General features: G+C 64.1%; 21 protein-coding genes. 12 read left to right on the forward strand and 9 right to left on the reverse strand.

Annotation, left to right across the window (positions count from 1 at the left end; translation table 11 throughout):
- Positions 1-12 precede the first annotated feature (12 nt).
- Positions 13-792: an AraC family transcriptional regulator gene (locus OSW16_RS23700; RefSeq protein WP_267818965.1), complete on the reverse strand. Its 780-nt coding sequence runs from the start codon at positions 790-792 to the stop codon at positions 13-15.
- A gap of 70 nt (positions 793-862) precedes the next feature.
- On the reverse strand, positions 863-2,140 hold the full coding sequence (locus OSW16_RS23705) for an acetyl-CoA C-acetyltransferase (RefSeq protein WP_241806160.1): 1,278 nt from the start codon (positions 2,138-2,140) through the stop codon (positions 863-865).
- Between the two features lie 118 nt (positions 2,141-2,258).
- On the opposite strand from OSW16_RS23705, the gene OSW16_RS23710 reads away from it, so the two are divergent.
- The 9 genes from OSW16_RS23710 (at position 2,259) to OSW16_RS23745 (ending at position 8,307) form a co-directional block, all read left to right on the forward strand.
- Positions 2,259-3,611, forward strand: coding sequence for a 3-oxoacyl-ACP reductase (locus OSW16_RS23710; protein WP_267818968.1), 1,353 nt, complete (start codon positions 2,259-2,261; stop codon positions 3,609-3,611).
- A gap of 2 nt (positions 3,612-3,613) precedes the next feature.
- Positions 3,614-4,465, forward strand: coding sequence for a MaoC family dehydratase (locus OSW16_RS23715; protein WP_267818970.1), 852 nt, complete (start codon positions 3,614-3,616; stop codon positions 4,463-4,465).
- A gap of 83 nt (positions 4,466-4,548) precedes the next feature.
- A complete protein-coding gene (locus OSW16_RS23720) occupies positions 4,549-4,854 on the forward strand; it encodes a MazG-like family protein (protein ID WP_241806163.1) in 306 nt (101 codons plus the stop codon).
- A gap of 15 nt (positions 4,855-4,869) precedes the next feature.
- Complete coding sequence (locus OSW16_RS27235; protein ID WP_418942023.1) at positions 4,870-5,049, forward strand: hypothetical protein; 180 nt, start codon at positions 4,870-4,872, stop codon at positions 5,047-5,049.
- On the forward strand, positions 4,983-5,600 hold the full coding sequence (locus OSW16_RS23725) for a methyltransferase (protein WP_418942024.1): 618 nt from the start codon (positions 4,983-4,985) through the stop codon (positions 5,598-5,600). The genes OSW16_RS27235 and OSW16_RS23725 overlap by 67 nt, the downstream gene beginning before the upstream one ends.
- Before the next feature lie 21 nt (positions 5,601-5,621).
- Positions 5,622-6,257 (forward strand): DUF4136 domain-containing protein, encoded by a 636-nt coding sequence (locus tag OSW16_RS23730; RefSeq protein ID WP_267818975.1) that lies wholly within the window; start codon positions 5,622-5,624, stop codon positions 6,255-6,257.
- A gap of 19 nt (positions 6,258-6,276) precedes the next feature.
- The gene (locus OSW16_RS23735) at positions 6,277-6,846 is read left to right on the forward strand and encodes a DUF4136 domain-containing protein (RefSeq protein WP_241806166.1); all 570 of its coding nucleotides are present in this window, start codon (positions 6,277-6,279) and stop codon (positions 6,844-6,846) included.
- A 94-nt stretch (positions 6,847-6,940) separates the two neighbouring features.
- Complete coding sequence (locus OSW16_RS23740; protein WP_267818978.1) at positions 6,941-7,411, forward strand: A24 family peptidase; 471 nt, start codon at positions 6,941-6,943, stop codon at positions 7,409-7,411.
- A 113-nt stretch (positions 7,412-7,524) separates the two neighbouring features.
- Positions 7,525-8,307 (forward strand): response regulator transcription factor, encoded by a 783-nt coding sequence (locus tag OSW16_RS23745; RefSeq protein ID WP_372490362.1) that lies wholly within the window; start codon positions 7,525-7,527, stop codon positions 8,305-8,307.
- 62 nt (positions 8,308-8,369) lie between these two features.
- On the opposite strand, the gene OSW16_RS23750 is transcribed toward OSW16_RS23745, so the two are convergent.
- Positions 8,370-10,028, reverse strand: coding sequence for a ShlB/FhaC/HecB family hemolysin secretion/activation protein (locus tag OSW16_RS23750; RefSeq protein ID WP_267818982.1), 1,659 nt, complete (start codon positions 10,026-10,028; stop codon positions 8,370-8,372).
- A 92-nt stretch (positions 10,029-10,120) separates the two neighbouring features.
- Positions 10,121-12,475 (reverse strand): peptidoglycan glycosyltransferase PbpC, encoded by a 2,355-nt coding sequence (pbpC, locus tag OSW16_RS23755; protein WP_267818984.1) that lies wholly within the window; start codon positions 12,473-12,475, stop codon positions 10,121-10,123.
- A 77-nt stretch (positions 12,476-12,552) separates the two neighbouring features.
- Here pbpC and OSW16_RS23760 point away from each other — a divergent pair, with 77 nt between their 5' ends.
- Complete coding sequence (locus OSW16_RS23760) at positions 12,553-12,846, forward strand: hypothetical protein (RefSeq protein WP_241806171.1); 294 nt, start codon at positions 12,553-12,555, stop codon at positions 12,844-12,846.
- A 150-nt stretch (positions 12,847-12,996) separates the two neighbouring features.
- Here OSW16_RS23760 and OSW16_RS23765 read toward each other — a convergent pair whose 3' ends face one another.
- Positions 12,997-17,898, reverse strand: coding sequence for an alpha-2-macroglobulin family protein (locus OSW16_RS23765; RefSeq protein WP_267818987.1), 4,902 nt, complete (start codon positions 17,896-17,898; stop codon positions 12,997-12,999).
- A gap of 132 nt (positions 17,899-18,030) precedes the next feature.
- Here OSW16_RS23765 and OSW16_RS23770 point away from each other — a divergent pair, with 132 nt between their 5' ends.
- The gene (locus tag OSW16_RS23770) at positions 18,031-19,368 is read left to right on the forward strand and encodes an MATE family efflux transporter (protein ID WP_267818989.1); all 1,338 of its coding nucleotides are present in this window, start codon (positions 18,031-18,033) and stop codon (positions 19,366-19,368) included.
- A 43-nt stretch (positions 19,369-19,411) separates the two neighbouring features.
- Here OSW16_RS23770 and speA read toward each other — a convergent pair whose 3' ends face one another.
- Both speA and OSW16_RS23780 read right to left on the reverse strand, forming a co-directional pair.
- On the reverse strand, positions 19,412-21,325 hold the full coding sequence (gene speA, locus OSW16_RS23775; RefSeq protein ID WP_267818991.1) for an arginine decarboxylase: 1,914 nt from the start codon (positions 21,323-21,325) through the stop codon (positions 19,412-19,414).
- Between the two features lie 149 nt (positions 21,326-21,474).
- On the reverse strand, positions 21,475-21,846 hold the full coding sequence (locus OSW16_RS23780; RefSeq protein WP_241806175.1) for a translation initiation factor Sui1: 372 nt from the start codon (positions 21,844-21,846) through the stop codon (positions 21,475-21,477).
- A 243-nt stretch (positions 21,847-22,089) separates the two neighbouring features.
- Between OSW16_RS23780 and OSW16_RS23785 the strand changes: the two genes are divergently transcribed.
- Complete coding sequence (locus tag OSW16_RS23785; RefSeq protein WP_241806176.1) at positions 22,090-22,701, forward strand: transferase; 612 nt, start codon at positions 22,090-22,092, stop codon at positions 22,699-22,701.
- On the opposite strand, the gene OSW16_RS23790 is transcribed toward OSW16_RS23785, so the two are convergent.
- Together OSW16_RS23790 and OSW16_RS23795 are read right to left on the reverse strand one after the other, a co-directional pair.
- Positions 22,692-23,228, reverse strand: a complete 537-nt coding sequence (locus OSW16_RS23790; protein WP_267818994.1) for an NUDIX hydrolase — start codon at positions 23,226-23,228, stop codon at positions 22,692-22,694. The two genes, OSW16_RS23785 and OSW16_RS23790, sit on opposite strands and share 10 nt — an antisense overlap.
- 2 nt (positions 23,229-23,230) lie before the next feature.
- Positions 23,231-24,298 carry a DUF2333 family protein gene (locus tag OSW16_RS23795; RefSeq protein WP_267818996.1) on the reverse strand — a complete coding sequence of 356 codons (1,068 nt, stop codon included), beginning with the start codon at positions 24,296-24,298 and terminating at the stop codon, positions 23,231-23,233.
- Between the last annotated feature and the right edge of the window lie 159 nt (positions 24,299-24,457).

A 24,457-nucleotide genomic window follows, 5' to 3' on the forward strand; every position in this document is an offset into this window, starting at 1 on the left:
GCCGGCCCCCCGCTACAACGTCAACTCACCCGGTGTAGAGCCAAACAATTGCTTGAAGGCGGCGATGTAGGCCGACGTCGAGTCATAGCCGCAGCCCAGCGCCGCGTCTGTCACACTCGCCCCCGTCTCCAGCAACGCCAGTGACGACAATAACCGCATGCGTTGACGCCAGTTACGAAAGCTCAACCCCGTCTCGCGCTGAAAAAGGCGCATCAGGGTCTTTTCCGAGCACTGCAATTGGCCGGCCCACTGCTGCAAGGTTTGCACCTGATCCGGCGCGGCAATCAAGCTGTTGCACAGCGCCAGCAAGCCGGCATGCCGCGGCAGCGGCAGGGAGAACCCCACTTCAGGCAAAGTACGAAGCTGATCGAGCAGTACCGAGACCAAGCGGCCTTCGACGCTATCGCCTTCGGGATAGTGCGCTGGGAAAACACAGAACTGCTTGATCAACTCACGCGCCAGCGGTGTCACTTCCAACACCCGGCACTGCGCCGAAGCCCAAGGGCAAGCGTCGCGGCGAATGTACAGGCTGCGCATTTCCGCCCGTCCGGACGTCACCACTTCGTGTTCAGCGTCGGCGGGAATCCACACACCCCATTGCGGTGGGGCGAAATAGCTGCCATCACGCGTGTAGACACCCAGCACACCGCTGATCGCATAGGAAAACTGCACCCAGTCGTGGCTGTGGCGAGTGGTCCAGGAGCCGGCGCCCAGGCTTTCAGCACGGGCATAGAGCGGCCTGGGCAAATGGACCAGGGCTGGAATGGCGCGGGGGTGTCCGATACTCGGCATAGTGAGTTCTTGTGGTTCTGACCAGACAAGCCTAACACCGGCTACAGGCACCCTGCAGCCCAACAGGCGGTCACCGCTCGACGATCACTGTCACCCCTTGCCCGCCCGCCGCGCAGATCGAAATCAAGCCTCGCCCCTTCCCCGCCGTCGCCAGCAGTTTGGCCAGGTTGGCCAGGATCCGCCCCCCGGTCGCCGCGAACGGGTGCCCTGCCGCCAATGAACTGCCCTTGACGTTGAGCTTGCTCCGATCGATCGCGCCCAGCGGCGCCTCCAGCCCCAGCCGCTCGCGGCAGTACTCGGCACTCTCCCAGGCTTTGAGCGTGCACAGCACCTGGGCAGCGAATGCCTCATGGATCTCGTAATAATCGAAGTCCTGAAGGCTAAGGCCATTGCGCGCCAGAAGCCGCGGCACCGCATAGGCCGGCGCCATCAGCAGCCCTTCCTGCCCTTTGACGAAGTCCACCGCAGCCGTCTCGCCATCGACCAGATAGGCCAGCACCGGCAGGCCCTGTGCCTGCGCCCACTCCTCCGTGCCCAGCAGCACCAGCGACGCACCATCGGTCAGCGGTGTGGAGTTGCCCGCTGTGAGTGTGCCCACGCCGCTGCGGTCGAAGGCGGGCTTGAGCTTGCTCAACTGCTCGAGGGTCAAGTCCGGCCGCAGGTTGTTGTCGCGCGTGAGGCCCAGAAAGGGTGTCAGCAGGTCATCCTGCCAACCCTCGGCATAGGCCGCTGCCAGATGCTGATGGCTAAGCAGCGCCAACGCGTCCTGCTCGGCGCGGTCAATCTGCCAGGCCTGGGCCATGCGCTCGCAATGCTCGCCCATCGACAACCCGGTACGCGGCTCGCCATTGCGCGGCAGTTCGGGCTTCAGATGCCCCGGGCGCAGTTGCAGGAAGGGCTTTAGCCGCTCGCCCAGGGTCTTGCCACGGTTGGCCTGCAGCAAGATGCGCCGCAGCCCCTCATTGACCCCGATCGGGGCATCGGAAGTGGTGTCGACGCCACCGGCGATACCGCTGTCGATCTGCCCAAGGGCAATCTTGTTGGCCACCAGCAAGGCCGCCTCCAGCCCGGTGCCGCAAGCCTGCTGAATATCGTAGGCCGGCGTCTGTGGCGAGAGCCGCGAACCCAGCACACATTCGCGCGTCAGGCTCATGTCGCGAGAATGCTTGAGCACCGCGCCGGCCACGACTTCACCCAGGTGCAAACCGTGCAGGCGGTACCGTTCTGTCAGCCCCTCCAGCGTGGCCGTGAGCATTGCCTGGTTGCTGACAGTGGCATAGGTGCCGTTGGAGCGGGCGAAAGGTATTCGGTTGCCGCCCAGAATCGCGACCCGGCGAAGTGAACGCATGCGTAGATTCCTCCTGAAACATCTCGATCCGAACAGCCTAGGTGTTTTTGCCGCATTCGAACGACCTTCCTACAAAGTTGGTCCACACTTCAATGCTTGCCTTCAGGGAGACCCGCACATGAGCGATCGCTATCTCGACTTTGCCAACTCCAACCTCGGCCGCCGCCTCATCGATGCCGTCGGGCTGCCACACCCGGCACCGCTGGAACGCTGGCAGGCAGGCCGCCTACGCCCTGTGGAAGGTGCGCTGGTGATCGGCGGAGGGCCTTTGGCAAATCAGGTCGAAGCCATCGCTCCCCGCCTGACCAGCGAATGCTACAGCTTCAATGGCGCAAGCCTACAGGCGCCGGCATGGGTGGCGGGCCTGGGGCCCAAGCTCAAGGCGGTGGTATTCGATGCCAGTCATCTGTCCGACAGCGATGAGCTGAAGCAGTTGCGCGAATTCTTCCAGCCGTTGCTGCGCAGCCTGGCGCCCTGCGCCCATGTGGTCATACTCGGGCGCCCTCCGGAAGGCATCGACGACCCGCTGGCCAGCGTCGCCCAGCGTGCCCTCGAAGGCTTCAGCCGCTCGCTGGCCAAAGAGCTGCGCAACGGTGGGACGGCGCAGCTGTTGTACCTGGATGAAGCTGCCGACAGCCAGCTCGAAGGCGCCTTGCGCTTCTTTCTGTCACCCAAGAGTGCGTTCATTTCCGGCCAGGTGCTGCGCTTGCAAGCCTGTGCCAGCGAGGTCGAAGACTGGACGCGGCCGCTGGCCGGGCGCCGGGCACTGATCACCGGTGCTGCACGCGGGATCGGCGCAGCCATTGCCGAAACCTTGGCGCGTGATGGTGCCGAGGTGATGCTGCTGGACGTGCCGCAGGCCCAACAAGACCTCGATGCCCTCGCCGCCCGCCTGGGCGGCAAGGCGCTGGGCCTGGACATCTGCGCCAGCGACGCCGCCGAGTTGCTGCTCCAGGCTTTGCCCGGCGGCATCGACATCGTCGTGCACAACGCCGGCATCACCAAAGACAAGACCCTCGCCAACATGACCCCTGACTACTGGGACGCGGTGATGGCAGTCAATCTCAAGGCACCCCAGGTACTGACCCAGGCACTGTATGCAGGCGGCGCGCTGGGGGCGGACGCACGCATCACGCTGCTGGCCTCGGTCAGCGGCATCGCCGGCAACCGCGGCCAGGCCAACTATGCCGCAAGCAAGGCCGGGCTGATCGGTTTTGCCCAGGCCTGGGCGCCGAAGCTTGGCGCGCAAGGTGGCAGCATCAATGCCGTGGCCCCCGGTTTCATCGAGACGCACATGACCGCCGCCATGCCCACGGGCCTGCGCGAAGCCGGGCGGCGCCTGAGTTCGCTGGGCCAGGGCGGTCGCCCGCAGGATGTCGCCGAGGCCATCGCCTGGCTCAGTCAGCCCGGCTCCGGCGCGGTCAATGGCCAAGTGCTGCGCGTCTGTGGCCAGGCATTGATGGGAGCGTGACCATGAACCGCCCTTGGCATGACCTGAACAGCCCCGACTCACGCGCAAGCCTCTATCTGCGCGCTGCCAGCAAACGCAAGATCAGCGGCCAGGCGCTGCCAGCCGATGGCCTGCGCTGCTTCATGCGTGTGCAGCACGGCAATCTCGCAGCGTACCGGCATCTTTGCCACTTCACCGATGACGCCCGCTTGCCGGGCACCTACCCCCACATCATGGCGTTCACCCTGCAGTTGCAGTTGCTGACCGCCGACAACTTCCCCTTCCCGCTGCTGGGCCTGGTACACCTGCATAACCGTATCGAGGTGCTGCGCCCCCTGGGTGGCATCGACGGGCTGCACTTTGCGGTCTATGCCGACAACCTGCAGCCACATGCCAAGGGCGGCACATTCGACCTGATCACCGAAGCCGAAGATGGCTTAGGCCTGATATGGCGCGAAACCAGCCGGATGCTGGTGCGCGGTTTGAAAGTTGAAGGGCAGCCCGAAGAGCGAGAGGAAAGCGAACCCCAGCCATTGCCTGAAGCGACCCGCTGGTACGCCGACAGCGATATCGGCCGGCGCTACGCCAAAGTCTGTGGCGACTACAACCCGATTCACCTGAGCGCCACCAGTGCCCGGCTGTTCGGCTTCCCCAAGGCGATCGCCCATGGCATGTGGAGCAAAGCCATGGCGCTGGCAGCGCTGCGCGGGCACCTGCCAGACAGCGGATATGCCTTTGAGGTGGATTTCCGCAAACCCGTGCGGCTGCCCTCGGAGGTGGTATTGAGCGCCAGCGCGGCCGGCCCTGCCGGGGAACTGCGCCTGGATGGGCATGGCGAGCTGCTGCATATGGTCGGGCGCTGGGCGGCGCTGTGAAGGCCACAGGCTACTGTGGCCCCTGAATCCTCTTGCTTTGCGTTGGGGCTGCACGGAAGCTATGCGGCACTAGGAGACCCGCGATGAACCTGCAAGAACTCACTCAACGCCTGCACCAGATCCGTGACAACAACGACTGGCGCGGCTTCCACAGCCCGAAGAACCTGGCCATGGCGGCCAGTGTGGAAATGGCCGAGCTGGTGGAAATCTTCCAATGGCTCAGCGAGGACGAATCGCGCCAGCTGCCTGCGGACAAACTCGCCCACGCCGGCCAGGAGGTAGGTGACGTCGTCCTCTATCTACTGCTGCTGTGCAGCGAACTGGGCCTGGACATGGAGCAGGTGGTACGGGCCAAGCTGGCCGACACCGAAAGGCGCTTCGCTCGATGAACGACCGTCACTTCGATGAACTGGCCACCCGCTTCGCCGAGAAAATCTACGGTGGCGCCAAGGGCGCTATCCGCCTGGCCGTGCTGCAGGCCGACCTGGCCGAAACCCTCCCAGACCGCCCGCTACGGGTGCTCGACATCGGCGCAGGGCTCGGCCACATGGCGTTATGGCTGGCCGAGCGCGGTCACCAAGTGACCCTGGCCGAACCGGCCGCACCCATGCTCGAAGGTGCCCGCACGCGCTTTGCCGATGCCGGCCAGACCGCCACCTTCATCCAGGCGCCATGGCAGGACCTGCTCGGTCAACTCACCGAGCCCTACGATCTGGTGCTGTGCCACGCCGTGCTCGAATGGCTGGCCGAGCCAGAGAGCATCCTTCCCGTGCTGCACCAGCTGACCGCGCCCGGCGGTTGGTTGTCCCTGGCCTTCTACAACCGGGATGCGCTGGTTTATCGCAACCTGCTCAAGGGCCATTTCCGCAAGTTGCGCAGCAACCGCCTGGAAGGTGAAAAACAGAGCCTCACCCCGCAGAAACCGCTTGATCCGCGTGAGCTCAAGGTGCAACTTGATCCTCTATGGCAGGTCGAAACCGAGAGTGGCGTGCGAGTGTTCCACGACTACATGCCCAGGGAGTTCCAGGCCAAGGCGCAGATGCTCGACCTGCTGGAAATGGAACTGGCCCACCGCCGCCACCCAAGCTTTGCCGGGCTTGGTCGCTACCTGCACTGGATGTGCCGCCCTCGCTGACCTGCCCGCCGGGAGGACCTCATGCCGTACCGCCTGTTGTACCTGGCCTTGCTGCCGCTTGCCCTGAGCGCCTGTCAGGGCAGCAATCCGTACGTTGCCAGCAGCCGCCCCTTGCCACCGGCGCCCGCGCAGGCGGCCACCACCTTCGACGCCAGTGCCTACCCTGCCCCACCGCGTGACTATGGCCGTTACCGCAGCTGGAGCTGGCGCAACGGCCAGTTGCCAAGCGGCACTGCCGACGCCGACCCGGGGCAACTGGCCGATGCCGTCAGTGGTGCCCTCGACCAGCATGGGCTACGCCCAGCCCGGGGCGCGACCGGCGACTTGCTGGTCAGTGCCGACATGCGCCTGGAGCGGCGTTTGCGCCAGGTACGCGACTATGACTACTACGACCCCTACTACGGCCCGTACCCCTATGGCGGTGTCGGTTTCGGCGGCTACCGCAACGGTTACGGCGCCTATGGCAGCGTGCCGATCGTACGCACCTACGAAGTTGAGGTGATGGTGGTGCGCATCGATCTGTTCGACGCTCGCAACGGCCAGCCGGTGTGGAGCGCGAGTGCTGAAAGCGGCAGCGACAAAAGCTCGCCACGTGACCGCGAAAGCGCCTTGCGCGAATCGGTACACAAGGCGCTCAGCGGCTATCCTCCCAGTTAATGCCTAACGGAGAACCATCATGATGCGTCGCTTCGTTCTACTGTCATTGGTACTGTTGCTTGCCGCCTGCTCTAGCAACAACGTCCAGCAGGATTTCGACGCCAGCCGAGACTTTGCCGCGTACCGCAGCTGGGCATGGCAAGAGCCGGCCCTGCACTACCGCCCGGATGACCCGCGGATCAAGAGCGACCTTACTGAACAGCGAATCCGCCAGGCCGTCGCCGACCAGCTCGACCAGCGCGGCCTGCGCCCGGCCCAAGGCAGTGCCCAGCCTGACGTCAAGGTCCGTGCTTATCTGATCGTCGAGCAACGCCAGCAGCAGATCACCACCAACTACGGCGGTGGCTGGGGCGGCTATTGGGGTGGGTACTGGGGCGGGCCGATGTACAACGAAACCCGTAGCGTCGATTACAAGGTGGCGACCATCCAGGTCGACATGTTCGATGGCCGTGACGGCAAGCTGGTTTGGCGCGGCAGTGCAGAGCAGATCATGAACAATTACCCGCCCAGCCCTGAGGAGCGCAACAGCGCCATCCAGAAGACGGTGAGCCAGGTCTTGGGCAACTACCCGCCAGGCAGGGCCAAATGAGCATCGCATAGCCCGTTCGTCAGATCGCGTCTACCCTGTTGATAAACCTTGATGAACGGGTAGACGTGTTCAACGAATAAGGATCGACCTGCCAATGCAAAGCATTGTTCTGCTGATGTGGCTTGCCTTGTGCACTGAACAGGATATTCGCGAACGCCAGATCGCCGACGTCCTGACCTTGGGGGTAGCAGCGGGTGCCTTGGTCTGGCTGTTCTTCACTGGCCATACCTGGATTGGCGCCGACGCCAGCGATGCCGGCTGGGCCTTGGCCATCGTCATGCTATTGACCTTGCCAGGCTACATGCTCGGCCGCTTCGGCGCTGACGACGTCAAGCTCATGGGCGCCCTGGCGTTGGCGACCAGCCATGAATATGTGCTCGGGACCTTCATCGGTGCAGGCGTCAGCGTGTTGCTCTGGCTGCTGACTCGCCGGCGCCTGTGGACCCTGTTCAATCCGAAGGTGAAGAAGAGGTTGCAGGCACTCACCGAACAAATGGGCGACAAACAAGCCTTCGTACCTTATGTGCTGGCCGGCTTTCTGCTCACAGCGGTATGGATCCAATAATCGATCCCGTTGTCCGAATACTTGTACATGCGTTGTACAGGTTCGCTAGCAGCGTCTATGGTTAAGCTGCCAGAGCGTCTGGCCCGGGAGCAGGGCCGCTTAGGAACAGGGAGGTGATCGTGACCAAGTCATTCAGTGAGGTGAAGGTTCTGGTGGTTGATGATCAGCCGCTGATCGTCGAACAGCTGTGTGAGTATCTTGAAAGTCAGGGCCATCATTGCGTGGCCGCCCATTCGACAGACGAAGCCATTGAGCGCTATGTGGCAGACGAAGCCATTGGCCTGGTGTTGTGCGACCTGCACATGCCCGAGCGCGATGGCATTGAACTGATGCGCGAGCTGAAAGAAATTGCCGGGCGCCAGCGCGTGTTCGAAGCGATCATGCTCACCGGCCGCGCCGACAAGCAGGACGTGATTCGTGCGCTGCGCGAAGGCTTCGCGGATTACTACCAAAAACCCGTGGACCTCGACGAACTGCTCGAAGGCGTGCGTCGCCAGGAGCAGGTTTTGCTGGAGCGCAAATCCAACTTCCAGAACCTGGGCAGTCTCAACAAGCGGTTGCAAGACTTGGCTGGCTGCATCGACGAACTTTACCAGGACCTGGAAAAGGCTCGGGGCGAGGGCGTTCACCGCCGCGCCAGCGATGTCGAAGAGGGTGAGAGCGACCTGCCTGCCGCGTTCGAGAAGCTCTCACCACGCCAGCTGGAAGTGGCGCGGCTGGTGAGCAAAGGCAAGACCAACTACCAGATTGCCTGTGAACTCGGGATTACCGAAAACACCGTGAAACTTTATGTGTCGCAGGTGTTGCGGCTGACCCATATGCACAACCGCACGCAACTGGCACTGGCGCTGACACCCAGTTCGTCGCCGGTGCACCTGCGGTTCACCACCCATTGATTGAAGCTGCCTTCACAGGCCCTATCACCGGCAAACCGTCGATAGGGCCTAAAGCCGGTGGCTCAATCCAACTGATAGCTGACACTCAGCATCAGCCGCGGCCCACGGTTCAGGCTGTCCAGTGCCACATCCGCCAGCGGCTTGGCGACCTCCAGCGCCACATTGCCATACCGCCCGCCTGCCAGGCGCACGCCCAGCGCTACTGAACTGAGGTGCGCATCCTCGAAAGGCCCGCCGTTGTACCAGGCGTGCGCTGCATCGAGCACCGCATAGGGCTGCCCCCGTTGCAACCAGGCACGGCCAGGCCTGATGCTGTAGTTGAGCTCGTAAGCCACACCCCAGCCCTTGTCACCCGCAGCCTGGTCGCTTGGGTAGCCGCGGCCGAAACGCTGCCCGCCAAACGCCGCCCGCTCACTTTCGGGCAGCCTGTCGTCACTCCAGTGCACTGCGGCCGCCACCACGCTCTGCCAGTTGTCAGACAGTTGGTCGCTCTGCAGCCCAGCGATTCGAAAGCGCAGAAAGTCCATGTCGTAGTCCGCATCGCTGCGCGCCCCCAGATAGTCCATCCCCTGGTAGACACCGGCACTGACCATGCGCAGGCGACGCAGGTCAGCCTTGCGCCAATCGCCTTCGAATGACAGCGCGCGAACAGAGGAGTCGTACCCGGGTAAGCCGCCGGACCGATACTCGATGTGCTCCCCGACCGAATAGAAACGCCCGGCCACGTTCACCCATTCGTTCGGCGCAATCATCAGCGGCTGGCCGAGACCGACCGAATAACGCTCACTCTCGAGCCGCTGATCGATGTCGGCACCGTGATCCAGGCGCACGCGTGTGCGCGGCTCGCTGCGGTACCGCGCTACGGCTAACAGCAATTGGCTGCCCTGAGCGTCCAGAGGCTGGCTGTAATCCAGGCGCTGGTAATCAACGTGGTCGCCACCGGCCGACAGCAGAAAGCTCGCAGCCAGTTGCTCGGCGAAGCGCGTCTGGCCATTGCTGGCGAGTTTGAACAGCGCCTGCGGCCCTCCGCGGCTGCCGTCACTCAGGGTCACGCCAGCATCAACGGGTCTGTGCCACGCACGTATCCTCAGACGGTTTGCCTCTTCAGGGGCGCGCCCTACCACCACCTCCGCCTTCACATTGATACCCGGTATCCGCTGCGCCGCGCCGACATAGCGCTCGAGCGTCTCCTGGGTCAGTGGCCGCTCGGCCAGCAGGCGTGCTGTCATCTGCTTGAGGTGGAGCGCAGAAGGGCCGATATCACCCAGCAGCTCATATTCTTTGATGTACCCTTCCACCAGCACCACCTGCACACGGCCCTCGGCAAAGTCCTGAGGTGGCAGGTAGGCATACGACAGCGGGTAGCCATCATGCTGGTAACGCTGGGTCAGTCGCTCAGTGAATTGCTGCAGATCGCCCACGGATATCTGGTGCCCGATCAATGCTTGATAGTGCTCACGCAATTCACTCAGCGGGTAAACCGTACCGCCTTCAAAACGCACCTTGTGCAGCACGAATCGGGCACCTGACGGCACGCGGGCGGGGGCAGTGGGTAACACGACCTGCAGCGCCGGTGTCACGGGGCGATAGGTATCCACCGGCAGGTTGGCGGTCGGCAGACGGCGCTCGTATTCCTGGGTGTCGAGAAACGCCGGCAACGGCTCGGCGAGGGCCAGGCTGGCCCAGGTCAGCAGCAACGGGGGCACGACCGTAAGACGCATAGGACGCTCCACAATCCCTTGGGCGCCGGGGCGTCGGCCGGCCACACCCATCACCAGCAAGCGTAGGTGCTGCCCCGCTAAACGTCGAACGGCTAGTCGCTGACCTGGAATGCCACCCGCGCAGTTTCACCGCTCTCATCGAGTGCGCTGAGCTCATTCTGCCCGGCCTGTTCGAAGCGTACCCGCATGCTGCCCTGCCCCTCGGTCTGGCCAAGGGGCTGGCCGTTGAGGAACCACCAGCGTCGCCCACCCCCACCCAGGGCCGAAACCTGCAGTTGCAATGGCTCGCGACTGGTGGCTGGGCGGCGCAGGTTGTCGCCTGGGCGTACACCGACGATCGATAGGGGCGGTGCTGTGGCAGGCACCTGCGGCGGGCAGCTTGGGTCCACGGCCGGCAACCGCGCCGCACGCCGCTCGACCCGCGCCAGCCAAGGCTCGAGCGGGGCTGGCCAAAGGGCTATATCGCGCGCGTGGGCACCCGGGCAAGTGCCATCCACTCGCAGCCCCTGGGCGTTGACCCAGACCTGCTCATGCAAACCCAGCCCAAGCGGTTGATCGGCTGCCTGCAGGGTCGGCGGGACGGTGCCGTCCAGGGTCCAGGCGAAGCGCTGGCGCCTGCAGTTGGGGTCTTGCCGGCTCATTGGCTGGCCCAGCGGCCAGCAGATCGCGGCCACGCCAATGCTGGCAGGCACGTGCTCGACCGGCACGCCAAGGCCCCGCTGGCTATCGCGGTTGGTCAGCAGGTCGTGAATCTGCAGCATCAGCGGCGCTGCCGAGGCCAGGCCGAACTGGCCGGGCACTGGCGTGCCGTCGGGCCGGCCAATCCACACGCCAATCAGGTAACGCGGCCCCACGCCGATGGACCAGGCATCGCGAAAGCCATAGCTGGTACCGGTTTTCCAGGCCAACTGTGGGCGCTGCAGCCACTGCGCGTGCGGATCACGGTCCGGTCGCGCCTGGCCGCTGAGAATCCGCCGGACGATCCACGCCGCCCCCGGCGACAGCAGGCGCCGCTCCAGCAGTGGGTCCTGCGGTTGCAAACGCACCCGCGCACTGTTGCCGCCGCGGGCCAATGCCGCATAACCACCCACCAGTTCCTCCAGGCGGCTGCCTGCGCCACCGAGGATCAACGACAGGTTAGGCTCGGCCAATGGCGGCAGCGCCAGCGGCATCCCGGCCATGCGCAGTTGCGCGGCAAAACGCTTGGGGCCGTACGCTTCGAGCAACTGCACCGCCGGCAGGTTCAGCGACAAGGCCAGCGCCGAACTGGCCGAGACCGGGCCGCTGAAACCCATCGAGAAGTTGCCAGGCCGGTAATCACCATAGCGGCGCGGCACATCCTGCAGCAGCGATTCGGAATGGATCAGGCCGTCGTCCAGGGCCATGCCATAGAGGAACGGCTTGAGGGTCGAGCCTGGTGAGCGCAAGGCGTGGACCATGTCGACGTGGCCGAAACGGCGCTCATCGGCAAGGTCGATCGAGCCCAGGTAGGCGCGCACGGCCATGCTGTGCGCATCCACCACCAGCACGGCTGCAGAAGTACGCTCGGGCAAGCGAGCACGCCAGCCCAGCAGCAGGTCTTCCAGGCGCCGTTGCAACGAGGCATCGAGCGTGGTGCGGATCAACGGCGGGCTACCGGGAGTGTTCAGCCGGCGCGCCAGTAGTGGTGCCAGGGCTGGCTCCTGACGCGGGGCCAACAACAACGCTTCTTCGGCCGCTTCCTTGATCTGCCAGGCGGGCCATACCTGATACTCGCCCAGGCGCTGCAGCACCTTGTCCCGGGCACGCTGGGCGCGTGCGGGGTGACGGTCCGGGCGCAACCGGCTGGGTGCCTGGGGCAATACCGCCAGCAGCGCCGCTTCGGCAGGTGTGAGGTGCATCGGCGACTTGCCGAGGTACGCCCAACTGGCCGCCGCCACGCCCTGCAATGTGCCGCCGAAGGGCGCCCGGTTGAGGTAGATCTGCAGAATGTCTTGCTTGGACAGGTGCCATTCCAGCTGCGCCGTACGCCACAGTTGCCGCAGCTTGCCAGCCAGCGTGCGGTCGTGAGGATCGAGTAGGCGCGCCACCTGCATCGACAGCGTGCTGCCACCTGAAACAACACGCCCACCGCGCACGTTCAGCCATGCCGCGCGCACCAGCGCCAGGGGGTTGACCCCTGGGTGGTGGAAGAACCAACGGTCCTCGTAGGTCAGCAGGGCCTGCAGGTACAAAGGCGAAACCTCTTGCGGGCTGACCGGGTAGCGCCACACGCCCTCGGCATCGGCGAAGCGCCACAAGGGCGTGCCGTCTTCGGCCAGCACCACCCGCGCCAGGTCATCTGCCGGCATGGGCAATGGCCAGATGCGGTCAGCCAACCACAACAGGCCGACCAGCCCCACCAACGCCACCACGCTGGCGCGCAGGATCCTTGCCGCGCGGTGGCGCGGCCGCGCTAAGCTAGGCATCGGGAACCGACCGGGCCAGGTGATGGCCAAAGGCTTGGGGACGGCAAACTCGCCGATTCGTACATCAGGAAGCAACTATGCATGTAGAAGGTTTTTTCGAGTGGCTTGGCCAGGCACTGGGTTCGTTGATCCGCTTCATCGTCGATGCGTTGAGCGGCTTGTTCAACCTGCTGGCCAATGCCGGGGGCAACTTCATCGATGGTCTTGCGCGCACTCTGGGCATGGACACCTCACTGATCAGCATTCTTGCCCTGATCGTCGGCCTGCTGCTGCTGTACTCGGCAATCCGTGCCTTCATGCGCGCCTCGATCATCCTCGGGATCATCTGGCTGGTGCTCGGGTTGTGGGTGATGAGCTGGGTCATTCGCTGAGCTGGAAGCTGCAAGCTGTAAGCTTCAAGCTGCAAGAAAAAGCCGGCACGACGCCGATCCGCTTTGCTTGTAGCTTGTAGCTTGTAGCTTGTAGCTTGTAGCTTGTAGCTTGTAGCTTGTAGCTTGTAGCTTGCAGCTTGTAGCTGCGCGTCAGCGCCCCCCAACCGTCAGGTCGCCTTGGCCGTCGCCAACCGCCTGGAGGTTCGGGCGGTACATGGACTCCACTTGCGGCGGCGGTATGCGGTAGGTGCCTGGGGTCACCGCTCGTGCCAGGTACAGCAAGTGAGTGGTGCCATAGCCGTCAAGCTTGAGCGCTGCCACGTACCGGTCATCACGGTACTCCTGGTGCACCACGCCGGCATTGAGCATCGACTCGCGCCACTGCTTCACTGCGCTGCTGGCATTGTTCAGGCTGGCAGCGCTCTGCGCCAGGTTCTGATTCTCCAGCTCAAGGCCCGCCGGCAACAGGTCGACCACCAGTGCATCTGGAACCCGCTCCGTGGCCTTGACCGCCAGATGCACCAGTACCAGGTCGCCACTGCGCAAATTGTGCAGGTCCAGCGGCTGGCCGTTCATCCCCAGGTATTCACGGCGGATCTGCATGCCGTTGCCGCCCGCGGCAGGTGCCTGGCGTGGATAGCCCGAGAGGGTCAGTTGCTGGTAGACCGTTTCGCTACCCTCGTTCTGCACACTCAGCGGCGAGGCCAACAGCGGGCCTTCGAGCTTCATGCCAGCGTCAGCATTGCTGAATTCCCGCACCTCGCCGGCACTGTCCAGGCGCGCCTTCCACGGGGTCTCGGGCTTATCGAGCAAACTACGGCCGGCCAGGTACAGCGCATTGCGCTCCTGCGTCGATAACCAACGGTTGGCTGCCAGCTCATCAGACAGCGCGAACAACCGCTGATCGACCTGGTTGCTGCCCAGACCACTCTCCTGCAGCAACGCCAGGATCAGTGCCTGGTCACGCAGGCTGCTGCCGTAATCGGCCATCCAGCCGTTGCTACGGCTGATACCCAGGCCCGCTTGCAGTGCTTGCTGCGAACGCGGCTTGTCGCCCATCTTGTCCAGCGCTACCGCCAGTTGCACCAGCGGCAGGCCAGAGCGCGCATCGGCGCGCCGTTCATACAGGCTGCGCAAGGCACCCAGCGGCGCCTGCTGGCTGCGCGAAAGTACCAGCGCAGCGTAGGCCTGCACGGCAAACCGGGTGTGTTCGGCGTTCTCGCTGTAGTCGACCTCGATCAGGTTACGCTCCTGCAGGTAGCGCAACAGGCGTTCATTGGCTTTCTTCAGCGCCTCGGCCGGCACCCCGTAGCCTTGGTCACGCGCCCTGAGCAGGAAGTCGGTGACATAGGCGCTCAACCAGTACTCCTCCTCGCCGTCCGAACTCCACAGGCCGAAGCTGCCGTTGTAACGCTGCATCCCTAGCAGGTGTTCGATGCCCATTTCGATCTTGCGCTTGCGCACCTCGGCCGGCTCGCCCTTGATCCCCAGGCGCTTGAGGCTCTGCGCATCGGCGTACAGCGAAGGGTACAGGCCGCTGGTGGTCTGCTCCAGGCAACCGTAGGGGTAGGCTTCAAGGGCACGGATCTGCTCGGCCAGGTTCAGTGGCGGGCGGCTCGACAGCGCCAGGCTGGCTTCCAGCCCGGCAGGCTCGAATGCTGCCAGGTCGGCTTCAGGCAGCGTCCAGGGCTGGTCCTTGAGGGCCACACGGTAATGCTTGAGCATGGCCGGATACGCCGGGCGTACGCCCAGCGTCCATTCACGTTCGAAGGTGTTTTGCGGCTCGCCCGGCAACTGCAGGCCATTGACCCGCACATGCACCTTGCCCTGGCCCAAGCCACCCTGCGCCTGCACCGGGATCATCAGAGTGGTGCGCTGGCCCTCGGCCAGGGCAACACGCTGCTGGGCGTCCCCTGTTAGGCTCACCTGCCCTTCGCTGCTGATATCGACAGTCAGCTGCTGGGCCAGGCCGGAAAGGTTGGCCAGGTCCAGCGCCAGGCTGGTGCGGTCGCCGCCGGCGAGGAAGCGCGGCGCCGAGAGTTCGGCAATCAGCGGGGCCGCCACCACGGTCTTGCCCTCGGCCATGCCGAAGTGGTCCTCGGTCCAAGCCTGGGCCATCAGGCGCAGTTCGCCATTGAAGTCGGGGATATCGACGCTCGCCTCGCCCTCGCCCTGCTCGTTCAGGGCCACCGGTACGCTCTGCCGGGCAACGATGGTGACCGTCGTGTTGGGGCGCTTGCCACCCTTGGCCATGGCGGCGTCACCGCCGAAGGCCAGGCTGGCCAGGCGCCCCTGACCGGCTTCGATCAGTTGACCATAGATGTCCAGCTGGTCGGCGCCGTAGGCCTTGCGGCCGAACAGGCTGGCGTAGGGGTCAGGGGTTTTGAAGTCGGTGATGTTGAGGATGCCGACATCCACCGCGGACAGCAGCACATGCGCCTGTTTGGGAATACTGCCATCGGCATTGGTGGCCTTGATCCTGACCTTCAGGGGTTGCTTGGGGCGCATTTTTTCCGCTGCCTGCAGGCTGACCGCCAGTTTCCGCTCGGCGCGGCCCAGCGGCAGGTGCAACACACCGATGGCCCGCTTGGGCGTGGCATTGGCCTTGCGCTCGCCGGGGCGGATCACCAGGGCACTGATGTACAGGTCGTGACGAGCCCACTGTTTGTCCAGTTGCACATCGAAGGTCTTGCCTTCGGCGGGCACATCGATCTCCTGCCACCACAGCGGGCCATCACTGGACTCGATCATCAGGTAGCCATTGCCGGCAGCTGGCGGGGTTACCGTGACCTTCGCTGTCGCGCCGTCAGCGTAAGCCGGCTGGTCCAGCGCCAGCTTGACCTGGTCGGGGCGCACTGCGCCGCCTTCGGCATTGTCCTGGGCGCGATATCCCGCCCAGAAGCGTTGGCTGGACACCAGGCCCGTCTCCGGGTCTTCCACCTCCACGCGGTAGGGGCCCCACTCGACCTGAAAGGTCAGCTTGGCGGTAGAGCCGGCTTGCACGTTCACCTGCTCCTCGCTCTGAGTGAGGAATTTTTCGTTGTAGTTGTAGCTCCAGCCGTCGCTTTGCGAGTAGTTCCAGTAGTAGTCGCGGCGCTCTCGAATCAGCCGTACCTTGAGGCCGCTGGCAGCGAGCTTGTTGCCGTCACGGTCGGCCACCAGGAACTCGAATTCCACCGGGCCGTCGCTGTCGGTTTCTTCACCCTCGAACACGCCACGCAGGCCAGGCAGGCGGTCGGCGGGCCAGATCGGTTGTTCGAGACGACGGGTGATCGGGCGGCCACCAGACTCCTGCAAGCTGGCCTGGACGGTCAACTGCAACGGCGAGCGCGCTTCGGCCCAGCGGCTTTCGATAGCGATCACGGCCTTGCCGGCCTGATCGAGGGTCACTTCATCCAGCTCCAGATCCTGGTTCAGCTCGGTTTCGGTAACCGAACCGAACTGGTACCCCGGCAAAGCAGGCACCGCTTCGCGCAGGGGGCGCACGTACGCCTGCCCGCTCAGCCGATTGCCCGCCGCCGGCGCACCGTAGAGGTAACGGCCATTGACCTGGACCTGCGCCGTTTGCTCGGGCGAGAGCGGTGTGCCGCTGCCCTTCAGTTCAAGCGCCAGGCGTTCAGGAAGGAAGTCTTCGACGAGGAATTCATAGACCTGCTTGCGCCCCCCTCCCAAGTCGAGCAACAGTTGCCAACGACCGGTCGGCGCTTCTGTGGCCAGTTGCAACGGGTATTGATAGAGGCCACTGGCATCGGCCTCCCAGACAAACTTGCGGCTGACCTGCTCATCCGGGCGGCGCACCTCGACGCTGACCGGCTGGGCCTTCACCGGCTTGCCATCCTGGTCGCGCAAGAGGCCGTTGAGCAGCACCGTCTCACCCGGGCGATACAGGTCGCGCGGGCCAAAGATGAAGAACTGCAGAGGGTTTGCCTGCGGGCCGGTGATGTCGAATTCAGCCAGGTCCAGCGCTGCAGTGTTCAGGCGTAGCAGTGTGGTATGCACACCCTGGGTCGCGATCAGGGTATCGGCCTTGGCCGTGAGCGGCAGTTGGGCATGGCCTTGGCCATCGGTCTTGGCCTGGGCCAGCAGCTTGCCCTTGTCGTCACGCAGCTCGAGGTTTACCTCCTTGAGCGCCTTGCCACCCTCCAGGGCTTGGGCAAACACGTCAAGGCGGTCGCGATAGCGGTGGGCCGACACGCCGATGTCGCTGAGGGTGAACAACGTCGCCGGCTGCGAATAATCGTAGGTCCCTGACGCGCGCATCACTGCCAGGTACACGCCCGGCTCCTGCAGCGGCTTGATCCCGGCGATCGGCAGCAACACGGTCTCGCGGGTATTGCGCGCCGGGTTGAGGTCGAACCGGCCGCTGTAGACCAGGTCGGCCAGGGCCAGGGTTTCCTTGGACTGGTAGTAGTAGAGGCTGCTGTTGCGGCCCCAGTTGACCAGGAAGGTCGAGAGCATGTCCGGCTTGACCCGGAAAAACTCGACATCGACCTTGTCGACGTTCAGGGCAATCACCGGCAGGCCCTCGGCCAGCCGCGCCGGCAGCAGCGAACCACGGCTGGCGAAGCCGATGGTCGGCTGCATGTCGCGGGTTTCCAGATGGGTCACCGATTCGCCTTCAAGCTGCTTGCCGTTGACGGCCAGCAGGCCCTTGTCGACGGTCAGCACCAGTTTGCGCTGCGGCTCGAGGTGCCGCAGGCGCAGCTCCATGTGGTTGTCGGCAAGCTCCCAGGCACCGTCGACCTTGCCTTTGACGGTATCGACCAGATGCAGCTTGGCAGCGAAGTCCTGCTTGGCGTCCAGCGGCGCGGAAAAACTGACCGAGAGGGCACTGGCGCCGTCGAGCTGCACTTCCGAGACATCCAGCACGCTGAGCTCACGGCCCTCGTAGCGTTTGGCCAGTTCGGCAGTGTCCTCAGGCTTGGGCGCCGCAGATTCGGCCAGGGTGCTTGCCGCCGGTTTTTCGGTAGCGGCAGGTTCGTCTGGCGTGGAGGAATCACAGGCACTGAGCAGGGCCAGCGCGCAGGCCAGCAACAATCCTTTGTTGAACATGGAGTGGGGACTCTAAATAGGCAGCGTAGGCGTGAAGGCAGCAACTATAGCGCAACGGCAGGTGGCTGGCCGGTACAATGCGGCCTCTCGATCCAGAAGGGCACATAGCGGCCTGCTTTCTCAGGAACACAAATGTCGCAAATTGCCACCGACTGGCGCCACCGCCTCACCCACCGCAACGTCTGGGCCCTGGCCGCGCCGATGATCCTGTCCAACATCTCGGTGCCATTGGTAGCCTTGGTAGACAGCACGGTTATCGGTCACCTGCCCCACGCCCATCAGCTTGGCGCAGTGGCCGTAGGCGCCACGCTGTTCACCTTCATGGTCGGCCTGATGGGCTTCCTGCGCATGGGCTCCACCGGCTTCGCTGCCCAGGCCGCAGGGCGTGCCGATGGTGCTGCGTTGCGCCAGGTACTGGTGCAAGGCCTGCTGCTAGCGGTGGGCTTTGCCGTGCTCATCGGCCTGCTCGCCCTGCCCTTCAGCCAACTGGCGCTGCACGCGATGCAACCGAGCCAAGCCTTGCAGCAATCGACCGAGGCCTTCTTCCATACCCGCCTGCTCGGCCTGCCGGCGGCGCTGGCCAGCTACGCGCTGGTCGGCTGGTTCCTCGGCACACAGAATGCCCGCGCGCCGCTGGCCATCCTGCTGACCACCAACCTGCTGAACATCGTTCTCAACCTATGGTTCGTGCTTGGCCTGGAGTGGGGTGTGCTGGGGTCGGCGCGGGCGTCGGTGATCGCCGAGTGGGCGGCCGCACTGCTGGGCCTGGCCTTGACCCGCCCTGCCCTGCGCGCCTACCCCGGGCATATCGCCTGGGCGGCACTCAAGCGCTGGCAAGCCTGGCGGCCGCTGCTTTCCGTCAACCGCGATATCTTCCTACGCAGCCTGGCCCTGCAGCTGGTGTTCCTGCTGATCACTGTGCAAGGCGCCCGCTTGGGCGAAGCGACGGTGGCGGCAAACGCACTGCTGCTCAACGGCCTGCTGCTCACCGCCTACGCCCTGGACGGGCTGGCGCATGCCGTGGAGGCCCTGTGCGGCCATGCCATCGGTGCCCGCGATCGGGACACCCTGCGCCGCTCACTGGTCGTGGCCTGTGGATGGTCATTGATCACCAGCCTGGGGTTTGCCGGGCTGTTCCTGCTGGCCGGGCATGTGTTCATCGACCTGCAGACCGACATCGACAGCGTGCGCGCGGCGGCATACCCGTACCTGCCGTACCTGGCGGTACTGCCATTGGTTGCGGTGTGGAGTTACGTGCTGGACGGGCTGTTCATCGGTGCGACGCGGGCGCGGGAGATGCGCAATGCGATGCTGGTTTCGGTGCTGATGGCATTGCCGCTGGCGTGGGCCATGAGTGGGTTTGGCAACCACGGGTTGTGGTGGGCGTTTCTCGGGTTCATGGCGTTACGAGCGGTTACGCTGGGTTGGACGGGCTGGCGCCTGCAACGAAAAGGGCTGTGGATTCACTGATGCCAGGCTGCTCCTGCTGCGTTAGCAGGAGCAGCCTTGCCAATCACGACGACAAGTACGAAGACCGGGTCAGCCCCAGGCGCAGTGCATCGAGGAACTGGGTCCGCTCGCGCGCAGTGATCTTGGCGCTGGCCACCTTGTCGCGGTAGTGGGTCATCAACTCCTCCGGCGACAGGTGCACGTAGCGCAACATGTCTTCGATGGTGTCGTGGGTCTCGATACCGGCGTGGTACACGCTGCCGTCGGCGTTCTGGTAGATGTTCACCGAGTCGGTGTCACCGAACAGGTTGTGCATATCACCCAGGATTTCCTGGTAGGCACCGACCAGGAATACGCCCAGCAGGTAGTCCTCACCGTCCTTGAGCGAGTGCACTGGCATGCTGGTCTCGATGCTCTGCTCGTCGACGTACTGGTTGATCTTGCCGTCGGAGTCGCAGGTCAGGTCCTGCAGCACGGCGCGGCGCAGCGGCTCTTCGTCCAGGCGGTGCAGCGGGATGATCGGCAGTACCTGGCCAATGGCCCAGGTGTCCGGCAGGCTCTGGAATACCGAGAAGTTGCAGATGTACTTGTCGGCCAGCTTGTCGTTCAGTTCATCCAGCACCTGGCGGTGCGAGCGCTGGCGGGCCTTCAGCGAGTTGTGCAGGCGGCGGCACACAGCAAAGTAGCACTGCTCGGCCAAGGCTTTTTCGCTCAGGCTGATCTTGCCATCGGCGTACTGCGCCGCCACGTCACCCATGTAGTGCGTAGCGCGCCAGTAGGTCTCGGTGACCATCTCGATGTCGGTCGGGCCGAGCAGGTCGGCCAGCCACTGAACGGTCTCGGGCAGGCTTTCCTTGTTTTCGATGGTCGGCACGTCGTCGTTGTGTTTCTCGACGTCGGTTACCTGGATCACCAGCATGGCGTGGTGCGCAGTCAGCGAGCGACCACTCTCGGAGAAGATGTGCGGATGCGGCAGGCCTTGCGCGTCACAGAACTCCTTGAGCATGCCCACCACCACGCCGGCATAGTCGTCCATGTCGTAGTTGATCGAGCTGGCGTTGCGCGAGTGGGTACCGTCGTAGTCCACACCCAGGCCACCACCTACGTCGATATGGTCGACCGGCAGCCCCAGGGCACGGAGCTCGCCGTAGTAGCGGATGGCCTCCTTGAAGCCGTGCTGGTAGTCGGCCAGGTTGGCGATTTGCGAGCCCATGTGGAAGTGCAGCAGACGGATGCCCTGGTCCAGCCCGGCATCGCGGAAGCGCTGCACGACCGAAATCAACTGGGCAGCAGAAAGGCCGAACTTGGACTTCTCGCCACCGGTGTCTGCCCACTTGCTCGAAGCCAGCGAGGACAAGCGAACGCGCAGCCCAACCTGCGGCTTGACCTTGAGCTCGGCGGCCTCTTCGATCACCAGCGCCACCTCGGACTCTTTCTCGATGACGATGAACACGTTGTGGCCGAGCTTTTGCCCCATCAGCGCCAGGCGGATGAACTCACGGTCCTTGTAGCCGTTGCAGACGATGGTGCCGCCCTTCGGTGCCAGCGCAAGCACCGCCAGCAGCTCAGGCTTGGAGCCCGCTTCCAGGCCGATGGAAACGTTCTGCGTGGCGATGATGTTCTCTACCACCGCTTCCTGCTGGTTGACCTTGATCGGATACAGCGCGGTGTACTGGCTCTGGTATTCGAGGCGCGCGATGTTGGCGTCGAAGGCACCGGTCAGCTGGCGCACGCGGTCCTGCAGAATATCGGGGAAGCGCACCAACAGCGGCAGCGACAACCCGCTCTGGCGCAGCTCATCGACCTGCTCGAACAGGTCGATCGGCGCGCTTTGAGGGCCGTTGGGGCGCACTTCGACGCGCCCGGCTTCATTGATGGCGAAATAACCAGCGCCCCAATGGCGGATGCCATAAACACTGCGGCTGTCGGCCACGGTCCATTGGCTACCATCGTCTTTGCGTGTGCGTCGTACGGACATTCAAGTCCCCTATAAAGTCGAAGACACTGCCCCACATGGTGGCGGGCGCAGTGTAAAAGCTGGAAATGACGATTCATCCGTGCCCAGGAATAGACCCTGGTCGCGGGAACGAGTTTAGAAAGCGCTGGGCAAAAAGTCGCGGGATGGCCTCAGCCCCCGGACTTTTTCGCCTTGAAACCCTGTTTGGTCAGCTCGCCGATCAACAGCTCGACATGGTCGCCCTGGATCTCGATAACCCCGTCTTTCAGGGCGCCGCCGGTACCGCAGCGGCGCTTGAGCGTGGTGGCCAGCGCTTTGAGCTGGTCTGGCGGCAGCGGTACACCGGTGACGGTGGTCACGGTCTTGCCGCCACGACCTTTGCTCTCACGGCGAACACGGGCGATGCCGTCGCCTTCGGGGAGGGTTTGCTGCTTGCAGATGCAGGCATCCACCGGCTGGCTGCAGTCGGGGCAGTGCCGACCGGCGTCGGTGGAGAACACGAGACCGCCAAGGGCGGAAAAGGAAGAAGCTTTCTTGGCCACTTTTGTTCCTCTGTGCTGAGGACAAAAACTGGTCGGCAGGTGCCGACCGCGAAGCCCCACTCTGGCAGGGGCGGCGCTACTGCTGCAAGACCTGCGGCAGCCCGAAAAGGGCGCGCAGTGTAACGATAAAACAGGCAATTGCTAAGTACTGGAATGCGCCATTATGCGAATGTTTTGCGACTTCGCCGCCTGTCGGCGCCTGGGTTGATGCAAACTGGCGCGTCTTACCCAGGAGACAGGCCCATGACGACACCTCAAATCGGTACGTTCATCGCCAGCTGGCACGAGTTAGGCGTAGCCGTGCCCACCCCATGGGGCGTGACCCAGGCATGTGAAAGCCAGGTCCTTTCCCTGATGACGCGCCTCGACGCAGGGTATCGGCGCCAGGGTGATCATGCCATTCATCACACCGCCGTCGTCGAGCCCGGGGCGGTGCTGAAGGGGGCAATCATCATTGGCCCCGGGGCCTTCGTGGCTGCGGGTGCCTACCTGCGAGGTGGCGTCTACATCGCCAGCAACTGCATCGTAGGGCCAAGCTGCGAGGTGAAAAGCAGCTTCATGCTCGATTCGAGCAAGTTGGCCCATTTCAACTTCGTCGGCGACTCGCTGATCGGGGCCAACGTCAATATCGAAGCCGGGGCGATCATCGCCAACTACCGCAATGAACTGGAGGGGGCCGTCATCAGGATTCGCCACGCACAGGCGACCCTCGACACCGGGGTGCGCAAGTTTGGCGCCTTGCTAGGCGATGGTTGCAGGATAGGTGCGAACGCGGTCATCGCCCCTGGCGCAGTGCTCGAGCCCGGTACCCGCGTGCCGCGCCTGGGGCTGATCGACCAGTTCGCCTACGACTGAGCAGCCTTGTAGCGCGCCAGCGCTGCCAAGGAGTCAGGGCAGTAAGGGTAGATATGCTGATCTTCTTCGACCTGTGCGAGGCTGACGAAACGCGCTTCGCTCACCTCCTCCGGCTGCAGCCGCAAAGGCGCATCGGACACCGCCGAATACACCGCGCACCACAGGCGGTTATCCGGCTGGTCGAAATAGAACCGCTCGTGAAATTGCAGCGCCACGCCTTCGATACCCAGTTCCTCGGCCAGCTCGCGGGCTGCCGAGACGGCATACGACTCGCCTGCGGCCACCATGCCGCCTGCTGCCACATCCCAGTAACCTGGGTACAGCGCCTTGCTCAAGGTACGCCGGTGTACGCAGAGTTGCCCTGCGCCGTTGAACAGCAGAATGAAGGTACACCGGCCGATCAGGCCCCGTTCACGCAGGTCGGCCCTTGGCAGCGCCCCAAGCACCTGGTCGGCTTCGTCCACCCAGGCAACCAGCTCTCGGTCGGAGGCCGCCCGGTGGGCGGCCTCTTTGGGGCTGATGGCCATATTCAACCCTGCGACAGCAGCTGGCGCAGATCGATGACCGCAGCGTTGGCCCGCGAAATGTAGTTGGCCATGACCAGCGAGTGGTTGGCCCACATGCCGAAACCACTGCCATTGAGCACCATCGGACTCCACAGCGCCTCTTGCGAGGCCTCCAGTTCACGGATGATCTGGCGCACGCTGACGGTGGCATTCTTCTTCGCCAATACGTCGGCGAAGTCCACCTCGATGGCCCGCAGCAGGTGCGACAGCGCCCAGGCTTGGCCACGGGCCTCGTAGAACACGTTGTCGATCTGCAGCCATGGGGTCTCCACCACCTCCTCGTCCACCTGCGGCGCCTGGCCGGCAACCACCGACTCGGTCTTCAGCGTGGTGTTGAGCTTGACCCGGCCAACGCTGGCCGACAGGCGCTGCGACAGCGAGCCCAGGCGCGTAGCGACATCGCCCAGCCAGTTGTTCAGGTTGTCGGCACGGGTGTAGAAGATCGCGCCCTTGTCGCCTGCAGCCAGGCGAGCCTGATAGCGGGCAAGCGATTTGATGCCCTCTTCGAACTCCGACTCGCTGGACGGCAGGATCCAGCTCTTGTTATCGAAGTTGAAACGCGGCTCGGCCTTGGCCAGGTCCGCATCCTCGGTAGATTGCGACTGCGAGCGGGCGAAGTCTTTGCGCAAAGCGCGGGACAGGTCACGCACCTGGACCAGCACGCCGTATTCCCAGCTCGGCATGTTGTCCATCCACAACCCCGGCGGGAAGCGATCGTTGGAAATGTAGCCGCCCGGCTTGTTCAGCAGGGTTTCGGCCACAGTCTTGAGCGTTTCGATGGTGGTGTAACCAATCACCATCTGCTGGCCATTGCGCTCAGCTGCTGCCTGAGCGGTCTGCTGCACCGGGAACAGCTCCGGTTCCTGGCTCCAGTACCAGCCCAAGCCGATGCAGACCAGCAGGTACAACCCGATCAGGGTTACCAGGGCTCGGCTCCAGAGGCCACCCAAATAGCCACGGGCGGCAGCACCGCGGCCATCGACACGCTCACGGGGCTCGGCCTTGGCCTCGCGGTTTTTCCAGTCCAGCATGGCTTTGTCCTTATCAGTCACGACGGTTCAGGGCTTTTGACCACAGGCCAGTGCCAGGGTGCCACGGCAAGCCCATGTTGCTGCACTATAAAGCAGACACCACCGTACGCATAAGCGACCAATCAGTCAGTAACTGAATATTCCTCATCAACGCTTTGT

The sequence above is a fragment of the Pseudomonas putida genome (genome assembly GCF_026625125.1).
GTDB lineage: Bacteria > Pseudomonadota > Gammaproteobacteria > Pseudomonadales > Pseudomonadaceae > Aquipseudomonas > Aquipseudomonas putida_X.

Excerpts from the sequence above, each read along its gene's own strand:
- OSW16_RS27235 (WP_418942023.1), top strand. The coding sequence starts at position 4,870 with ATGAACTGGCCACCCGCTTCGCCGAGAAAATCTACGGTGGCGCCAAGG.
- OSW16_RS23740 (WP_267818978.1), top strand. The coding sequence starts at position 6,941 with ATGCAAAGCATTGTTCTGCTGATGTGGCTTGCCTTGTGCACTGAACAG.
- OSW16_RS23720 (WP_241806163.1), top strand. The coding sequence starts at position 4,549 with ATGAACCTGCAAGAACTCACTCAACGCCTGCACCAGATCCGTGACAAC.
- OSW16_RS23770 (WP_267818989.1), top strand. The coding sequence starts at position 18,031 with ATGTCGCAAATTGCCACCGACTGGCGCCACCGCCTCACCCACCGCAAC.
- pbpC (WP_267818984.1), bottom strand. The coding sequence starts at position 12,475 with ATGCCTAGCTTAGCGCGGCCGCGCCACCGCGCGGCAAGGATCCTGCGC.
- OSW16_RS23735 (WP_241806166.1), top strand. The coding sequence starts at position 6,277 with ATGATGCGTCGCTTCGTTCTACTGTCATTGGTACTGTTGCTTGCCGCC.
- OSW16_RS23790 (WP_267818994.1), bottom strand. The coding sequence starts at position 23,228 with ATGGCCATCAGCCCCAAAGAGGCCGCCCACCGGGCGGCCTCCGACCGA.
- OSW16_RS23785 (WP_241806176.1), top strand. The coding sequence starts at position 22,090 with ATGACGACACCTCAAATCGGTACGTTCATCGCCAGCTGGCACGAGTTA.
- OSW16_RS23730 (WP_267818975.1), top strand. The coding sequence starts at position 5,622 with ATGCCGTACCGCCTGTTGTACCTGGCCTTGCTGCCGCTTGCCCTGAGC.
- OSW16_RS23760 (WP_241806171.1), top strand. The coding sequence starts at position 12,553 with ATGCATGTAGAAGGTTTTTTCGAGTGGCTTGGCCAGGCACTGGGTTCG.
- OSW16_RS23715 (WP_267818970.1), top strand. The coding sequence starts at position 3,614 with ATGAACCGCCCTTGGCATGACCTGAACAGCCCCGACTCACGCGCAAGC.
- OSW16_RS23705 (WP_241806160.1), bottom strand. The coding sequence starts at position 2,140 with ATGCGTTCACTTCGCCGGGTCGCGATTCTGGGCGGCAACCGAATACCT.
- OSW16_RS23700 (WP_267818965.1), bottom strand. The coding sequence starts at position 792 with ATGCCGAGTATCGGACACCCCCGCGCCATTCCAGCCCTGGTCCATTTG.
- OSW16_RS23750 (WP_267818982.1), bottom strand. The coding sequence starts at position 10,028 with ATGCGTCTTACGGTCGTGCCCCCGTTGCTGCTGACCTGGGCCAGCCTG.
- OSW16_RS23795 (WP_267818996.1), bottom strand. The coding sequence starts at position 24,298 with ATGCTGGACTGGAAAAACCGCGAGGCCAAGGCCGAGCCCCGTGAGCGT.
- OSW16_RS23710 (WP_267818968.1), top strand. The coding sequence starts at position 2,259 with ATGAGCGATCGCTATCTCGACTTTGCCAACTCCAACCTCGGCCGCCGC.
- OSW16_RS23765 (WP_267818987.1), bottom strand. The coding sequence starts at position 17,898 with ATGTTCAACAAAGGATTGTTGCTGGCCTGCGCGCTGGCCCTGCTCAGT.
- speA (WP_267818991.1), bottom strand. The coding sequence starts at position 21,325 with ATGTCCGTACGACGCACACGCAAAGACGATGGTAGCCAATGGACCGTG.